This window comes from Winogradskyella epiphytica (assembly GCF_003217215.1).
GTDB classification, from domain to species: domain Bacteria; phylum Bacteroidota; class Bacteroidia; order Flavobacteriales; family Flavobacteriaceae; genus Winogradskyella; species Winogradskyella epiphytica.
The window spans coordinates 1-14,752 of sequence record NZ_QJTD01000012.1; the positions used below are offsets into that span (position 1 = coordinate 1).

Genomic DNA, 14,752 nt, shown 5'->3' on the forward strand with positions numbered 1-14,752 from the left:
GCCTACTTACGAAAATCCTCGCGGATTTTCTATTCGGTTTGTATTTGCTAAATTAGTTGCTTAAACCACGCAACTAATCTTATACAAAACCGTTGGCAATAATTTAAAACAATGAGTGATAAGGAAATAGAAATAAGGTTAGATTTAAAAATAGACGAACATGGGTTCTTCTATACTAATATGGATATATCAAAAAATGATTTATCAAAAACAGCTTATAACTGTAAAGTCATCATTGATACAGGTGCATCAACATCATTGATAAAACCACATCTTGCTGAAAATATTAATATAATACGGTATGGAGAAACAAATATTAGCAACCCGCTTTCTTTAGAAAGAGAAAGAACTAATGCTTATGAAGTAAACCTATCTAATGACTTAATAATGATACCTAAATTAAAATGTATAGAAATGAAAGATTTATTATATCCTGCTGATTTTTTAATAGGTATAAATGTTATTAAGCATTATGATTTTCATTGGGACTCATTGAATAAGAATGCTTATATGGTTTTTCGGAATAAAAACCACGATGTTTAAATACCATCCATGATTGTATGTTGTCTAAATCAATTTCAGAATCAATAGTTAGTATTAACTTTCCTTTGTGTAAATCCGATTTATCAACTGCCATAAACAAAATACGACCGACAAAATAAAAACTATTGCCAACATCGTGTATAATTAATTGCTATTACTTTTTACTTTGCGAAAAGACTCTCTTAACCCAAAGTTAGTTGCTGTTTAATTAATCAGTGCTTGAATACGCAACTAAATAATACACAAGACCATTGGCAGCAAGTTGACAAAACCTGAACTTTAAAGAATGAGAGTAACGACTTTTCCAGATTGGACTTTTGATTATGAAGAAACCCGAATGGGTTGGTATAATATAAATGCAACTCGAATTACAGGAAATCAAATCGGAATTGACGGAACTGATGAATATAGTGGACTTGAACGAATTATATCTGACATCGTAGATTTTGAATTAACTCAAAATCGAACTCATTCATATTGGAATAATGTGTTTGTTGAAATTTTTAAATCGAACCGAATCATATTTTATAACAACTTAGATTTAGAAAAACCAAATGACCATTTCAAAAGTTGGGTAATAAAATTATATGATGTTGAACTATACTTTAAAAGCTCTGAACCTGAAATTAGGCTGATTCGAAATGAGAGACGATTATACTCAAAAAAATGGGCTGAATTTAGCGGAATTGAATTTTATAAATTAATAAACGAAATAAAACCAGCTGCCAACACCGTATAAAATTAATTGCTAGTGCAAGCTTACTTACGAAAATCCTCGCGGATTTTCTATTCGGTTTGTATTTGCTAAATTAGTTGCTTAAACAACGCAACTAATCTTATACAAAAACGTTGGCAACAATTTGAAAAAAACCCATTAAATAAAATAAAACCTAAAAAAATGAAATTAAAAAGAACCTATTTTATTATTCTTTTCTCAACTATAACACTCGGACTATTTTCAAGTTGTAATAAAAATGACGATGAAAAAGAAGAGGAATGTATAACAAATAAAACTGAATATGTTACTTCTGTAAATTCACCTGCAACGGGAACAGTTAATCAAAATGTTACTATTGAAGTAAATTTCGGAGTAAGTAACGGTTGTGGTGGTTTTGGAAAATTTATTGAAACGGAAAATGGAACCACTCGGATTATTGAAGTTGAGGCTAAATATGTTGGTTGCATTTGTACTCAAGATGCGCCAATAAGAAAAACGAATTATGAATTTATTACAAATACTGCTGGAAATTATGAATTGAAATTTAAATCAAGCCCAACTGAATTTATTACTGTGAACCTAATGATTAACTGATAAAAAAACTGTTGCCAACACCGTATATAAGCTATGGCTTGTTCAGTCCTCACTTGGAAAATCCTGCGGATTTTCCAAAGCCAGTTTTTATCAGGAAAGGTCTGTGCCGAGACACGCCACAGCTCATATACCAAACGTTAGCAAAAACAGGTGAAGACCAAAATCTACGGAAAATTATAACGCCAAGGTTTGCTCTTAAAAAACAAAAATTGCGGATTTCTAAAAAAGAAACTAAAAATTCTCCTTAGAATATTTAGAACAAAATGTAAAAGAAGCAAAAAACTAAATAAATAGATTTTGGATCTGGCTCACTCTGCTTCTGAATTTTTTTAATCATTAAAAATAAGTCGTCTGATTCAACAAATTAACGAACATAAATCTGACTCTAAAAATTTAATAAATAAGTACTTTTTATAATTGTAACAAACAGATAAACATAATCGGAATTGTTCCTAATTTGCTGAGTTATTTATTGCCTAAGTTGTTTTCTAATAACAAATGTTAATTAACTAAAAACTGCTTTTGCTAACACCGTATAAAAAAAATTGCTACTTTGTGCTTAATTAAAGTGTGTTGCTTTTTTGCTTGCTTCTGATTTTCCTACGGAAAATCCTCGCCCACAAAAACGCAACTTTCTTTATACAAACACGTTGTAACACATTTAAGACCAACCTTGAGCGAATTAAAAAAACTGATAGATAGAATTGTTGAATTTGGTACAAATGAAAAACTTGTATCCAAAAATAAAATTCTCGAAATCCAAAAATTATTGGTCGGAATTTACGCTGAATATCTAAATGTAGAACCCGAATTTGATGACAAAGACTATGAAGAACCTTTACGATTAGATTATGACGGAATAAGAGGAATTGTAACCCAACATTTTCCAGATTTTGGCTGGTATCATTCAGTTTGGGAAAGTCATAAAATTAATGAAGATGCCGTATTGATAACTGGAGACGCAATTGACGATTTGACCGATATTATTAAAGATTTAATTGAAGTTCAATGGAGATTTGAAAACAACAGCGAAAAAGATGGACTTTATCAATTTGAGTTTTTAATGAGACACCATTGTGAACAACATTTGGTCGACCTTCTAAAATACTTAAAAGAAATAACAGATTGAAAAAGGTAGCTTTGATTATATCTTTAGTTGCAAGCATACTTTTCGCAAGTATGGCAATTTCGGAGTATTATACTGTAGCAATAAAAAAAGAAACTGAATTGTATCCTTTTGGTGGCGAAGGACCTGTTCCCTATTTTTACAAGAGTGCAGAACTCTATGCACAAGTTAATCTGATTTACGGAATTGTTTTTACTATAATAATTTTGTTTGGATTGTGGAACTGGAAAACCAAAAAAGTGAATGAATTAATTATTGTCGGAATAGTTGCTCTGGTAATAATATTGTGGTTTGTGCAAGGTAACATCTGATAAAAAACGTGTTACAACAACGTGTATAGCTCATTGCTGTTCAGTTGCTTACACCGAAATTAAGGCATATTTGGAAAGTCGCCAAATTTTTAAATTTGACGATTTCCAATAGAAAAGATAAATAGTAAAATTAAAAATTCGGCTTGTGGCTCAACCGAAAAATAATCGCTAATTTGCACGCAACGAGCCATACACCAGACCGTTGGCATTCATTGACCACCGAACTCAAAAATGACACTTATTAGTAATTTAAAAGACATTAAATCGGAAATTGAAAAATATACTAATGACTCAAATCTGACTGAATTACAAATCGTTGAGGAACTTGAAAAACATTACTTTAACAAAAAGTAAACGAGAATTTAAAACTATATAAAAAAGGAAATAAAAAAGTGAACGAAATATCAAAAGACCTGAAAATCTCGCCACGAAAATTTTATGCGATTTTAGAAAAAAAGAAAATAGAACATAAGAAATATAAAAAGAGTGAATTAAAACAAAACGTTTGACTTTAAGCTCGTTTGCGGAGTCGGAAACTGAATTGAAAAGCAAAACCCGAATTGAATGCGGAATATAGCTATTCGCGGAATTGCTCACTCAATCGGCATTGAATTTAACTTAAAAATGGGATTTAAAAGAATATGAATACACAGACAAAAGCAATAATAAAATCAGGTTTGTTTTCTGGAATTGTTTATGCTGGACTTATGGCTGGATTTGACTATTCTGACGGTCAAGATTTCAGAATATGGAGATTTATATTAAATGCATTATTTTTTGGAATATTTATGGGTTTTATGACCAGATATAACCTAAAAAAACAAGCAGATAAAGAAAAGAATAAAACTGAATAAAAAACAACGAAATGCCAACACCGTGTATAATTAATGGCTAGTTCTCGCCTACTTACGAAAATCCTTGCGGATTTTCTATTCGGTTTTTATTTGCTAAATTAGGTGCTTAAACACGCCACTAATCATACACAAAACCGTTGTGGTTAATTTATGAAACGAATAATAACAATATTAATATTTTCAATTAACATCAATATTGGCTATGCACAATTTGATGAAAATAATGCTATTTATTCAACTGGCGAGCTGAATTTAGGTAATTATATTGGAATTGACATTAACTTGAATTATGTCTACAAAGAAAAATATTCGTTCAAAATTGGATACACAGGAAATATACGAAAACCTAAATCACAACCTGAAAATTATGGGTCTGGTCTTATCGGACTATTTAGCTTTGGGCTAGCTAATCCTTATGACCAATTTGAAAATTATCAAATAGGTTTTGGAAAAATATACAATCTCAATAAAAGTGGAACTATAAGAACAAACTTATCTCTCGGATTAGGATATACAACAATAAGAGAGCCTGAAAATTGGGAACTTATTAATGACGCTTTTTTGACTGAGAATTATACTTGGAATTATAAAAAACACAATACAGTAAGCATAATAATAAATCCTAAAATTGAGTTTCCATTTACAAGATTTTACGGATTGACAATTTCACCAATGTTACAAATAAATAAGGACAGAACATATTTTGGTATTGGAATTGGTCAAATGATTGGATTATTAAGAAAGAGAAAAAACTAACCACAACAATGGCTATAAGTAATTGCTTGTTCTCGCATACTTTGGAAATTCCTACGGAATTTCCAACTTGGTGTGTACTTGCAAAGTTAATCGCTAAAACACGCAACTACTCATAGCCGAGACGTTAGCAGCAATTATGAATTCCGACGATAATAAAGACATATCAGATTGGTATCATTTTCAGGAAGAAATTTGTACACATTTTAATTCTCTCGGAGCAAGAGCTGAAACCAATGTTACTGTTAATGGGACTAGAACTAAGCACGATATAGATATTTTAGTAAAAACTAAATTTCTAGGACAAGATATTTTATGGATAATCGAAGCAAAAAAATGGAATCATAAAGTAAATAAGCTTCACGTTTTGGCTTTAAGAACTATCGTAAATGATATAGGAGCAGATAAGGGTTTTATAATTTCAGACAAAGGATTTCAATCTGGAGCAATTGAAGCTGCCAAAGATTCAAATATAACTTTAAATACTTTTAACGATTTAATTGAGGAAACTAAACATTTTATCCAAGGAGAGATATTGAAATCATATAACAAAAGGTTTGACCTATTAGAGACTAGATATTGGGCTCATTCTAAACCTATTAGAAAAAAATATGGTTTAAGAGGAGAAATATGGGATTACCCAGTCGATTTTTCAGGACAATTCTTATTAAAAACTGCTCATTGGGCAATTGAAGCGGCTGAAAAAAATGAATATCCAATTAATTTAGAAACTTTTATGGTTGAAAAACAGGGAGAATTGATAGCAAATAACTTCCAGGAACTAATAAACTGGTTGAACCTGAATTTGAATTATATGGACGAGAAAATTTTAAAAGCTGAAATATTAATGATGAAAAACGGAGAATTTCATCCAGAATTATTTGATAGAAAAGACAGTGAACTTCCTATAAAGTTCTTAACGAAATATGATAAAATTAAAAACAAGAAAAAATAAAAACTGCTGCTAACAATGTATAACCGCAATTACGGCGGATTCGACTACGTCCGAATCCACTCGGAATTGCTAACGTCTGTGCTTAACCGAAAATCATTAACTTTAATCCCGTAACTGACGGTTATACGAGACCGTTGTCTATAATGCTGGACAAACGAAGTTCATTGAAAAACTAATCTCGAAAGAGATAAAAATCTTGATTCTCAAGGTCACTAAGTCTATTGACTTTGCTATGCTCTTAGTCAGAGTTGGTCTGTCGATAAATCCAAAAAATTTATTAACGCCATTTAAAACGATGATTATGAAAAAAATAAATAAGATTAACGGAATTTTGAATAAAAAGGAAATTATGAACTTTATTAAAGGTATAGCTTTAGGAGTCACATTCGTGGAGAGAGATGGTCCAACTTCTGACTATAAAGCGTAGGAATAAATAGTAGCTTAATGGCTGAATTCAAGACTGAATGTGAGGGCAGGTTCGATTCCTGCCTCTCTTCCCATTCAAAACAATAATAATGGAAATAGTACATTTTAAAATTTCAGGACACTCAACCAAACGTAATTGGGCAGTATATTTATTTATAGCATCACCAATTGACGGAAAAGGAATTAAAAAAGTTTACGTTGGAAAGGTTGGAGACAATAGAGATGGTTGTAATCCAGTAATTTCAAGAGTTGGAAACCATTTTTCATACAACAAAATTCATTCACAAATTCGAAATAAAATTAGCGAAACAGAGAATTATGATTATGAATATTTTTATTGCCATTTTGGTAAATATGAATCTGATGAAAAGCTGAGAATTAAAAGTCGTGACAAAACAAACGAATTAGAGAGAGAACTAAACAGAATCGTTCAAAAGCGAATTGACAAAAACTCTTATGAACTAATGAACCCATTTAGTGGAAAAACTATTTCTAAGAGAAAAAGAGCAGAACGAGCGAAATTGATAAATGAATCGGAAAAAATATGTTGGAAAAGCTTTGTGAAAAAGCACTATAGACAACACCGTGTATAGCTCATTGCGGCTGAATTCCTAATCGGAATTCATTGCAATTTGCTATCTTTCGGTTACGGCGGAAAATCCTCGCGGATTTCCCGCAACGAGCCATACACAAAACCGTTCTACGCAATTTGAGAAAAATTTTGCAATTATACCAGTTTTTGGTATATTTGAAGTAAATAGTATCAAAATGAACAAAAACACATCAATATCACTCGGAAATTATTTTGACCAATTCGTTCAAAGTAGCATTAGCGAAGGACGATTTAAAAACGTTAGCGAAGTTATTCGAGCAGGTTTAAGACTTTTAGAAGAAGAAGAAAGTAAAGTGATAGCTTTAAAGAAAGCAATTCAAGAAGGAATTGATAGCGGAATAGCGCACGATTTTGACCCGAAAAAACATCTTGAATCTCTAAAAGCCAAAAAGCACTCGAATGGCTGAATATAAACTGACAAACAAAGCTGTTGCGGATTTATCAAAAATTTGGGAATATACATTTGAGGTTTGGTCGGAAAAACAAGCCGATAAATATTACGATGGACTAATCTCAAATTGTGAAGACATTGCTGAAAATCCTGATTTAGGAAAAAACTATAAAGGAATTTCAAAGCAACTTTTGGGAATAAAATCAAATCGACATATAATATTCTATAGAACTCTAAACGAAAATTATATTGAGATAACGAGAATATTACACGAAAGAATGGATTTAAAAAAAAGAATAGCAGAATAAAAACTGCGTAGAACACCGTATATAATTTATTGCTAGTTCTCGCCTACTTACGAAAATCCTCGCGGATTTTCTATTCGGTTATTATTTACTAAATTAAGTGCTTAAACCACGCAACAAATCATATACAAACACGTTGGCAGTAATACAAGAAAATCGTTTTTCAAATGAACATTTAGTAAAAAAAATTATACTTTTGATTAAATACGCAAATTATGGATTTACAAACTCGAAAACTCAATTTAATAACTTATCTAGCCCAAATTAAGGACGAGATATTATTTGACAAATTGGAAAATTATATCCTCAAAAGAGAGATTGAACACAATCCTGAATTAAAACCATTTACTGTCGAGGAATTAATTAATCGAATTGAAAAATCTGAATTGGATTTCAAAAATGGGAATGTAAAAAGTCAAGAAGATTTAGAGAGAATATCAACAAATTGGTAACAATGAAAATAGTTTGGACTGATTTTGCTATCAGAAATTTAAAAGACATTTTTGATTATTACTCTATTGAAGTTAATAAAAAACTTGCTCATAAAATCAGAAAACAAATACTTAAATCTTCGAAACAATTAATAAAAAACCCGAATTCTGGTCCAATAGAACCTAATTTGACAATTCTAAATAAAAATTACCGATACTTAATAAGTGGACATTATAAACTTATTTACAGGATTTTAGATAATGAAATTATAATTAATGATGTCTTTGACACACGACAAAATCCGACTAAAATGAATGATGAAAATCGGATTAATTAATAAAGTACTACTGCCAACACCGTATATAATTTATTGCTAGTTCTAGCCTACTTACGAAAGTCCTCGCGGACTTTCTTGGTCGGTAATTATTTACTAAATTAGTTGCTTAAACCACGCAACAAACCATATACAAACACGTTACAACCAATTGCTCCGAAATTCTAACTCCAAAACAAACTGAAACCTAAAAAATCAAAATTCATCGGATTTTTTTCTCACTCAAACTCTGAATGATTTGCTTACTCGAACTCTGAATTTGAATCTGAAACGGATTCTTACTCAAGCGGAATTTATTACTCAAACGGATTTTTGAGCTTGTTTGCGGAATTTTATACTCAGTCGGAAATAGTGCTTACTCAAATGCGGAATTTCCTACTCGAACTTCTACGCTCTGATTGGAACGTGATTACTTTTGTGTGTCGCAAAAGGGTGTAACAATGTGTATAATTCATGCTAACATTAAAATTAATTGGAAAATTCATACCTTTAACAATATGATTCGCAACGATCGAAAATCCTGCGGATTCTCAATCGCACAAATCATACACAACACGTTGCCAACCATTAAAGAAAAATCGTGCTCGAATTGAAAAACTGAATATTATTGAATGATTTTAGACAAATACCAACTATACGGAGAAATCCAAAACAGAGGTTATTCATCAACCGCAAAAGTAACAGATGAAAGTGAAGAAATTTATTTTGCCAAATGGATAAAAGAAATTGAAAAAAACTCACAACCGAGTAAAATTCTTTACAACAAATTAAGACACTTAAAAAAAGCAGTCCACTCTTCTCTTCCGAAAATTATAGAATACGAATGGGACGAAAGCCAAAGTGCTTATTGCATCATATTTGAAAACAAAAACGCAACTTCTTTAGAAGAAAACATTTTTGAAATTAAAACAACACATTTTTTAAAAGGGATTGAACAAATTGCAAATTGCTTACAGCAATTGCAACAGAAACATAAACTTGCTCACGGAGATATAACACCTGCTAATATACTTGTAGATGAAAACTTTGATTTTTACTTAATTGATTTTGGAGTTTCAGATATTTCTGCAACATTAAGCCAATCACAAGAATTAGAGATTTTCGCAAAAGAATTTGCGTCACCTGAAAAATGGGATAGAAAAATCCCAAAGGGATTTCCCTATCAATCTGACATTTATTCTATTGGTAAAGTTATTGAATGGTATTTTGCAAAAAATGAAATTAACGAATTTGAAGAAGTCCAGAAATTGACTGACAAAACTTGTGAGCAATTACCAATAAATAGAATAAATTATGTTTCTTTTTTAGAGAAATTATCGAAAATCACAAGTGAAATTTCTTTTGACAGTAAAAACTCGGTTTCTATAAATGCAATACCAGAAGTTATAGAAGATTTAAATAATTCAGATTTCAAACCAAAATTTGACATAAGTCCAAGCAGAGGAGAAAATATCCTATTAAATATCTCAACTAAAAATTTCTATATTCATTGTATTTGGAAAATATCCGAAAATGGATTAGAAATCCTAAATGGAGAAAGAAAAGAAAATAAAGAAAGAGAACATTCTAATACTTTGAGATATGGAAAAGAATTAGGCTTGCCAATTGTGTTTACTTCTCAAAATGTTTATAACGAACGTTTTAACTTAACACCTTTTTTTAAGAAAATACAAAAAGAAAAACAGCACGAAAGCGAATATAGAAAAGGAAAAAGAGAGATTACTAAAGAATTGAAATTCTTTAAAGATTTACTAACCAAAGAAATGCAAGTTTTAGAAAAAAACTCATTAAGATTACGATTTGTAGGTTTTGAAAAAAAAGGAAATTATGAAATTTCATTTAAAATTCAAGATAATGAGAAATACAGTAAAAATGGTTTAATCTTTTCTCATATTGACAAAGCAACACCACCAAGTCCAGAAGATTTTGAATTTATCGTAAGTGAAACTGCTGATAAAAAACAAATGAAAGACCCAATGAAATTTTCGGGAGTTGCTTATGATTTCAACACAAAAACAAGAGTTCTAAAATTTAAAGATTGTGAACGATTAGATTTTGAAAAAATTCCCAAAAATGGTTACATATTTGAAAATATCAGTAAACAAGAAGAGGAAAAGAAAAGACAATTAGAAGCAATACGAAAAGTAGAATATAATGAAGTTCAAAATAGAGATTTAATACATTACGTTTTTAATCCTACTGATTTACAAGGCAAATATCTTGAATTTCAAGAACTAACAAATGTTTATCAAACAGACGAAAAAGGAAATGACTTTGTATATAGTTTTAATCAACAAAAAGCAATACTAAATGCAATTCATAGAGAACCTTTAACAATTATTCAAGGTCCACCAGGAACAGGAAAAACAACTGTAATCACAGAAATTGTTTTTCAAATTTTAAATAAAAATCCTGATGCCAAAATTTTAATCACTTCTCAAACAAATGATGCAGTTGATAACGTGTTAGATAATCTATTGGAAAAAGAGATTCCAATTGTTCGATTAAGTGGTATTAGAAAACCAAAACCAAGTTTGCAAAAACATACTTTAGATAGAAAAATTGAGGGTTGGAAAGAAGAAGTAAGAAAAAAAACTAAAGCTAATTGGAAACCATATAAAGAGCAATTTAAAAAGGCATTAGAAAAAGAGAATATTATTCTATTACCAATTTTTGAAATCCTTTCTTCCAATAAACAATGGAAAGTAAAAAAGCAACAAATCGAAAAAATGTTAGAACGTTTCAATACGTTTAAAGGTTTAGAAAAATCTTTAACTTCTGAAACAGAATTTATAACTTCAATCAATAGTTATGTAAAAGTAAATTTTGAAGAATATTTTTTAAAACAACAAATATTTAAAGATTGGTTAGCAACAATTAGTTCGTTAGATGAGAATAGCAATATAAATCAAAAATTAATAGATAGCATTAGAGTAATTGGAGCAACAACTAATCATATTGCATCAAAAAAATATCAAAAATATAATTTTGAATTTGACTATGTAATAATGGACGAAAGTGGAAAAGCAACCACAGCAGAAGCTTTAATACCAACAGTTTTAGCAGAAAAATTAATCCTTGTTGGCGACCATAGACAATTAAGACCAATGCTAACTGCAAATCGTGAAGTTGAAAAATGGTTAAGAGAAAAGTTTAAAACTGACACGGATGAATTTGATAGTTGGGATGATTATTTTAATAGACCAAGTTTATTTGAGCAAGTAATAACAAAAATTGATGATGACTTTAAAAGTCAGTTAGAAGAATGTAGAAGAAGTTCAAAAGACCAAGTTTTACTAACTTCAAAATGCTTTTACGAACCTTTTGGAGATGAACCTATAAAACCAGTTGAAAGACCTCAAGAAAAAGAACATAATCTTGATTTAAAAATTGATACTTCAATTGTCTTTCTTGATATTGGAAATTCATACAAAAGTGAAATTGACGGAAATGGTTCGTCAAGAAATAAATTAAGTGCTGAATTAATTCCAGAACTTCTAAATGGATTAGATAGGTTTGACAAAGTAAAGAATTATACAATTGGTGTTATCACAGGTTATTCTGCCCAAGTAAGAGAAATAAGAAAAGTTGTAAGAAATAAAGTTGATTATCGTAAACTAAAAAATGTAAAATCTAATAATGTAGTTATATCTGTTGTAGATAAATTTCAGGGTTTAGAAAAGGATATTATCATTTTTGATTTAGTAAGAAGTCAGCAACAAACATTAGGATTTTTATCTAATGCAAATCGTATAAATGTTGCTTTATCAAGGCAAAAAAAACTATTAATTATTGTTGGTAATTTAGATAGTATATTAAGTGCTAAACCACCAAAAGATTTGGAAAACACAAATCAAAAACCAGCATTACAAAAATATTTAAGTGAATTGAAGAAAGATTGGATTGTTAAAAACGTAGAACAAATATTTTAATGGACATACAAGAAATACATAAAAAGTTAGACAAACAATGTCCAAGCAATTATAAGATAAATGAAATTATCCAATTTGCTTATCCATATAGACGAGTTCGTGTTAACGCAACTGTAAATAAATCGCCTGAAAAATCAATACAACAAGTGTATTCTGTTTTTTTAAGAACAATAAAAGCAGGTTATAATAAAGAAGAGCAAATAATTAAATTTTTAGGTCTTAACAAAGAAGACTTCATTTTAAGAGAATTATACTTTTTGCGTGAAAGAGGCTTTGTAGATTTTGCTTCAGGTATTTGGTTAGTAACCGAACAAGGAGAAGAATTTGTAAAAGATAATGGTATTTTAAAAATTCTTGAAGAAGAAGAATTTGAATTTTTAATTGATGCAATATCAAATCAAGCGATTCAAAAGAATTTCAGATTATTTAGCGATAAAAACATTGAAAACAGATTAAATCCAGAGATAGATTATTCAATCAAAAATCCTGAATTGCTTAAAAATAAAAACGAACAACTTTCTGACATTTATAAAAGAGAGAATAATGGAAAAGCATATTTAGTTGATTACGACAAGTCAAACATTAAGTTTGATAAAAAGGAAAATCACGATTATTATTTAATCGAATATATTCCAATAAAAGAAAAAGAAAGTGAATTAGAGCCATATATTGAAGTTAGAAATACAGATAAGGATGTTTCCAAAGAAAAACGCCTTTCAAAATCTCTATCTGAAAAATATCCAAGTATTTTATATCAATTTACAACTTCCGACAGAACAAGTTTTGCGAAAATTCAAGAAGAAAATAACAATGAACTTTTAGAAGAGTTTAAAGTAACTGAAAACGAGAAAAAGATAACCGAAACACAAACACTTTCAGTTTGGGAAACGCAAGAAAAATTTGCAGAAGCATTAAAGACAGTTAAATCTAAAATACTAATAGAAAGTCCTTGGGTAAAACGTGCTACTTTAAAATATATAAGTAGTATTGAAAAAGCATTACAAAGAAGTGTAGATGTTATCATATTGTATGGAATTGAAAGTAATGATGAACATCATTACGGAACAATTGAAAAACTGCGAAATCTAAAAAGCAAATACCAAAAGAATTTCCATTTAATACATTTACCAAGTCATTTTGAAGAACAAGGAAACTATAAAATGACAGGAACACACAGAAAATTGATAATAAAAGATAATGACTATTACATACAAGGAAGTTTTAATTTCCTATCATTTAACAAAGAAAAAGGACAGAAAATAGCGAATGAGGAAAGTATTTTAATACCTCAAAATGTGGAAACGAAATGGAAAAACGTCCTGAAAGAATACGGAATAAATAACGGTTGGCAACAACGTGTATAAATAATAGCGGTTTTAGTGCTTAATCAAAGTTTGTTTTTTATTTTTAAAGTTAAGTTATAATCCGAAAAGTAATGGTATCAAATCCGCTACTATTCATACACAAGACCGTTGTAAAACATTTGAATGAAAATCTCGATTGACATTAAACATCTTATATATTTCTCACTTGGTTTTGTTTTATTTACAATAGTTGGAACAGTAAGTCACGAATATGGACATATAACAGTTGCTAAATCATTAGGCTACGAAACTACTCTTCATTACGGAAGTATGAATTCTTATCCAAAGGGATATTTAGAGGATGAAAATGTAATAGCATTTAAAAATTTGACAAAAGATTATGTTAGTGTTGAATATGATTCTTGGCCAAAAGATATACAAGAAAAAGCGGAAGAATATAATAATATTTTAGAAAAACGTTATTGGAATGAAGAATCAAATGATAGTTTATTTATATCTATTGGTGGACCATTGCAAACAGTTTTAACTGGAACTCTTGGATTACTAATGTTAGTATTTCGTAGAAAATCTATTTACAAAAGCGGAATGAAAACTTTAGATTGGCTTTTTGTTTTTCTTTCACTTTTTTGGTTACGAGAGATTTTTAATCTTGTAACTTCTATTGCTGGAGAATTAATTTTACCAAATGGAAATTGGTTTGGAGGAGATGAATTGCATATATCACAAGAATTGAATTTATGGTCTGGAACTATCCCGATAATTTTAGCAACACTCGGAATTTTAGTTGCTATTTATGTTATTTTTAAAATAATGCCTAAAAAGATACGTCTGACTTTTATTTTAAGCGGAATTATTGGAGGAATAATGGGATTCATTTTATGGATGAATATAATCGGACCTAGAATATTACCTTAATGAATAAAAAACGTTTTACAACACCGTGTATAATTAATTGCTTTTTAAGTGCTTACTTGCGAAAATTCCTGCGGAATTTTCTCGGGTTCGTAAAAGTTTGCTAAATTAGTTGCTTAACCGCGCAACTAACCAAGAACTGTGTTAAAAAACAAGTATTTATTAGTTTATATTTACTAAAACACTTCTATAGTTTCTGTCATATTTTAAACCTGATTTAGCTAGGGC

The 14,752-nt window shown here is 29.7% G+C and carries 18 protein-coding genes; all 18 read left to right on the forward strand.

Annotated elements, in window-relative coordinates; genetic code table 11:
- The first annotated feature begins 111 nt into the window (after positions 1-111).
- The 18 genes from DFQ11_RS14235 (at position 112) to DFQ11_RS14325 (ending at position 14,527) form a co-directional block, all read left to right on the forward strand.
- Positions 112-543, forward strand: a complete 432-nt coding sequence (locus DFQ11_RS14235; protein ID WP_110476554.1) for a hypothetical protein — start codon at positions 112-114, stop codon at positions 541-543.
- Positions 544-829: 286 nt separating this feature from the next.
- Positions 830-1,282: a hypothetical protein gene (locus tag DFQ11_RS14240; protein ID WP_110476555.1), complete on the forward strand. Its 453-nt coding sequence runs from the start codon at positions 830-832 to the stop codon at positions 1,280-1,282.
- A gap of 159 nt (positions 1,283-1,441) precedes the next feature.
- Entirely contained in the window at positions 1,442-1,855 is a 414-nt protein-coding gene (locus DFQ11_RS14245) for a hypothetical protein (RefSeq protein ID WP_229791310.1), read from the forward strand.
- 673 nt (positions 1,856-2,528) lie between these two features.
- Positions 2,529-2,984, forward strand: a complete 456-nt coding sequence (locus DFQ11_RS14255) for a DUF5063 domain-containing protein (protein WP_110476557.1) — start codon at positions 2,529-2,531, stop codon at positions 2,982-2,984.
- Positions 2,981-3,292: a hypothetical protein gene (locus tag DFQ11_RS14260; protein ID WP_110476558.1), complete on the forward strand. Its 312-nt coding sequence runs from the start codon at positions 2,981-2,983 to the stop codon at positions 3,290-3,292. Before DFQ11_RS14255 ends, DFQ11_RS14260 begins: the two co-directional genes overlap by 4 nt.
- 231 nt (positions 3,293-3,523) lie before the next feature.
- Positions 3,524-3,646, forward strand: a complete 123-nt coding sequence (locus DFQ11_RS15405) for a hypothetical protein (protein ID WP_262508295.1) — start codon at positions 3,524-3,526, stop codon at positions 3,644-3,646.
- A gap of 287 nt (positions 3,647-3,933) precedes the next feature.
- A complete protein-coding gene (locus DFQ11_RS14270) occupies positions 3,934-4,146 on the forward strand; it encodes a hypothetical protein (RefSeq protein ID WP_110476559.1) in 213 nt (70 codons plus the stop codon).
- A 150-nt stretch (positions 4,147-4,296) separates the two neighbouring features.
- Positions 4,297-4,902, forward strand: a complete 606-nt coding sequence (locus DFQ11_RS14275; RefSeq protein ID WP_110476560.1) for a hypothetical protein — start codon at positions 4,297-4,299, stop codon at positions 4,900-4,902.
- A 136-nt stretch (positions 4,903-5,038) separates the two neighbouring features.
- Entirely contained in the window at positions 5,039-5,854 is an 816-nt protein-coding gene (locus DFQ11_RS14280; RefSeq protein ID WP_110476561.1) for a restriction endonuclease, read from the forward strand.
- Between the two features lie 301 nt (positions 5,855-6,155).
- Positions 6,156-6,281, forward strand: coding sequence for a hypothetical protein (locus DFQ11_RS15410; RefSeq protein WP_262508296.1), 126 nt, complete (start codon positions 6,156-6,158; stop codon positions 6,279-6,281).
- A gap of 88 nt (positions 6,282-6,369) precedes the next feature.
- Positions 6,370-6,873 carry a hypothetical protein gene (locus tag DFQ11_RS14290; RefSeq protein WP_110476563.1) on the forward strand — a complete coding sequence of 168 codons (504 nt, stop codon included), beginning with the start codon at positions 6,370-6,372 and terminating at the stop codon, positions 6,871-6,873.
- A gap of 175 nt (positions 6,874-7,048) precedes the next feature.
- Complete coding sequence (locus DFQ11_RS14295; RefSeq protein WP_068449605.1) at positions 7,049-7,300, forward strand: type II toxin-antitoxin system ParD family antitoxin; 252 nt, start codon at positions 7,049-7,051, stop codon at positions 7,298-7,300.
- A complete protein-coding gene (locus DFQ11_RS14300) occupies positions 7,293-7,592 on the forward strand; it encodes a type II toxin-antitoxin system RelE/ParE family toxin (RefSeq protein WP_110476564.1) in 300 nt (99 codons plus the stop codon). Before DFQ11_RS14295 ends, DFQ11_RS14300 begins: the two co-directional genes overlap by 8 nt.
- Positions 7,593-7,804: 212 nt before the next feature.
- Positions 7,805-8,041 (forward strand): hypothetical protein, encoded by a 237-nt coding sequence (locus DFQ11_RS14305; RefSeq protein ID WP_110476565.1) that lies wholly within the window; start codon positions 7,805-7,807, stop codon positions 8,039-8,041.
- A gap of 2 nt (positions 8,042-8,043) precedes the next feature.
- A complete protein-coding gene (locus DFQ11_RS14310; protein ID WP_110476566.1) occupies positions 8,044-8,358 on the forward strand; it encodes a type II toxin-antitoxin system RelE/ParE family toxin in 315 nt (104 codons plus the stop codon).
- 608 nt (positions 8,359-8,966) lie between these two features.
- Positions 8,967-12,287: an AAA domain-containing protein gene (locus DFQ11_RS14315; protein ID WP_110476567.1), complete on the forward strand. Its 3,321-nt coding sequence runs from the start codon at positions 8,967-8,969 to the stop codon at positions 12,285-12,287.
- The gene (locus DFQ11_RS14320; RefSeq protein WP_110476568.1) at positions 12,287-13,651 is read left to right on the forward strand and encodes a phospholipase D-like domain-containing protein; all 1,365 of its coding nucleotides are present in this window, start codon (positions 12,287-12,289) and stop codon (positions 13,649-13,651) included. The genes DFQ11_RS14315 and DFQ11_RS14320 overlap by 1 nt, the downstream gene beginning before the upstream one ends.
- 123 nt (positions 13,652-13,774) lie before the next feature.
- Entirely contained in the window at positions 13,775-14,527 is a 753-nt protein-coding gene (locus DFQ11_RS14325) for a hypothetical protein (protein WP_110476569.1), read from the forward strand.
- Positions 14,528-14,752 lie beyond the last annotated feature (225 nt).

Bases quoted from the DNA above. Each gene is read 5' to 3' on its own strand.
- DFQ11_RS14315 (WP_110476567.1), top strand. From the start codon at position 8,967: ATGATTTTAGACAAATACCAACTATACGGAGAAATCCAAAACAGAGGT.
- DFQ11_RS14290 (WP_110476563.1), top strand. From the start codon at position 6,370: ATGGAAATAGTACATTTTAAAATTTCAGGACACTCAACCAAACGTAAT.
- DFQ11_RS14320 (WP_110476568.1), top strand. From the start codon at position 12,287: ATGGACATACAAGAAATACATAAAAAGTTAGACAAACAATGTCCAAGC.
- DFQ11_RS14280 (WP_110476561.1), top strand. From the start codon at position 5,039: ATGAATTCCGACGATAATAAAGACATATCAGATTGGTATCATTTTCAG.
- DFQ11_RS14300 (WP_110476564.1), top strand. From the start codon at position 7,293: ATGGCTGAATATAAACTGACAAACAAAGCTGTTGCGGATTTATCAAAA.
- DFQ11_RS14270 (WP_110476559.1), top strand. From the start codon at position 3,934: ATGAATACACAGACAAAAGCAATAATAAAATCAGGTTTGTTTTCTGGA.
- DFQ11_RS15405 (WP_262508295.1), top strand. From the start codon at position 3,524: ATGACACTTATTAGTAATTTAAAAGACATTAAATCGGAAATTGAAAAA.
- DFQ11_RS14295 (WP_068449605.1), top strand. From the start codon at position 7,049: ATGAACAAAAACACATCAATATCACTCGGAAATTATTTTGACCAATTC.
- DFQ11_RS14245 (WP_229791310.1), top strand. From the start codon at position 1,442: ATGAAATTAAAAAGAACCTATTTTATTATTCTTTTCTCAACTATAACA.
- DFQ11_RS14325 (WP_110476569.1), top strand. From the start codon at position 13,775: ATGAAAATCTCGATTGACATTAAACATCTTATATATTTCTCACTTGGT.
- DFQ11_RS14310 (WP_110476566.1), top strand. From the start codon at position 8,044: ATGAAAATAGTTTGGACTGATTTTGCTATCAGAAATTTAAAAGACATT.
- DFQ11_RS14305 (WP_110476565.1), top strand. From the start codon at position 7,805: ATGGATTTACAAACTCGAAAACTCAATTTAATAACTTATCTAGCCCAA.
- DFQ11_RS14275 (WP_110476560.1), top strand. From the start codon at position 4,297: ATGAAACGAATAATAACAATATTAATATTTTCAATTAACATCAATATT.
- DFQ11_RS14235 (WP_110476554.1), top strand. From the start codon at position 112: ATGAGTGATAAGGAAATAGAAATAAGGTTAGATTTAAAAATAGACGAA.
- DFQ11_RS14240 (WP_110476555.1), top strand. From the start codon at position 830: ATGAGAGTAACGACTTTTCCAGATTGGACTTTTGATTATGAAGAAACC.
- DFQ11_RS15410 (WP_262508296.1), top strand. From the start codon at position 6,156: ATGAAAAAAATAAATAAGATTAACGGAATTTTGAATAAAAAGGAAATT.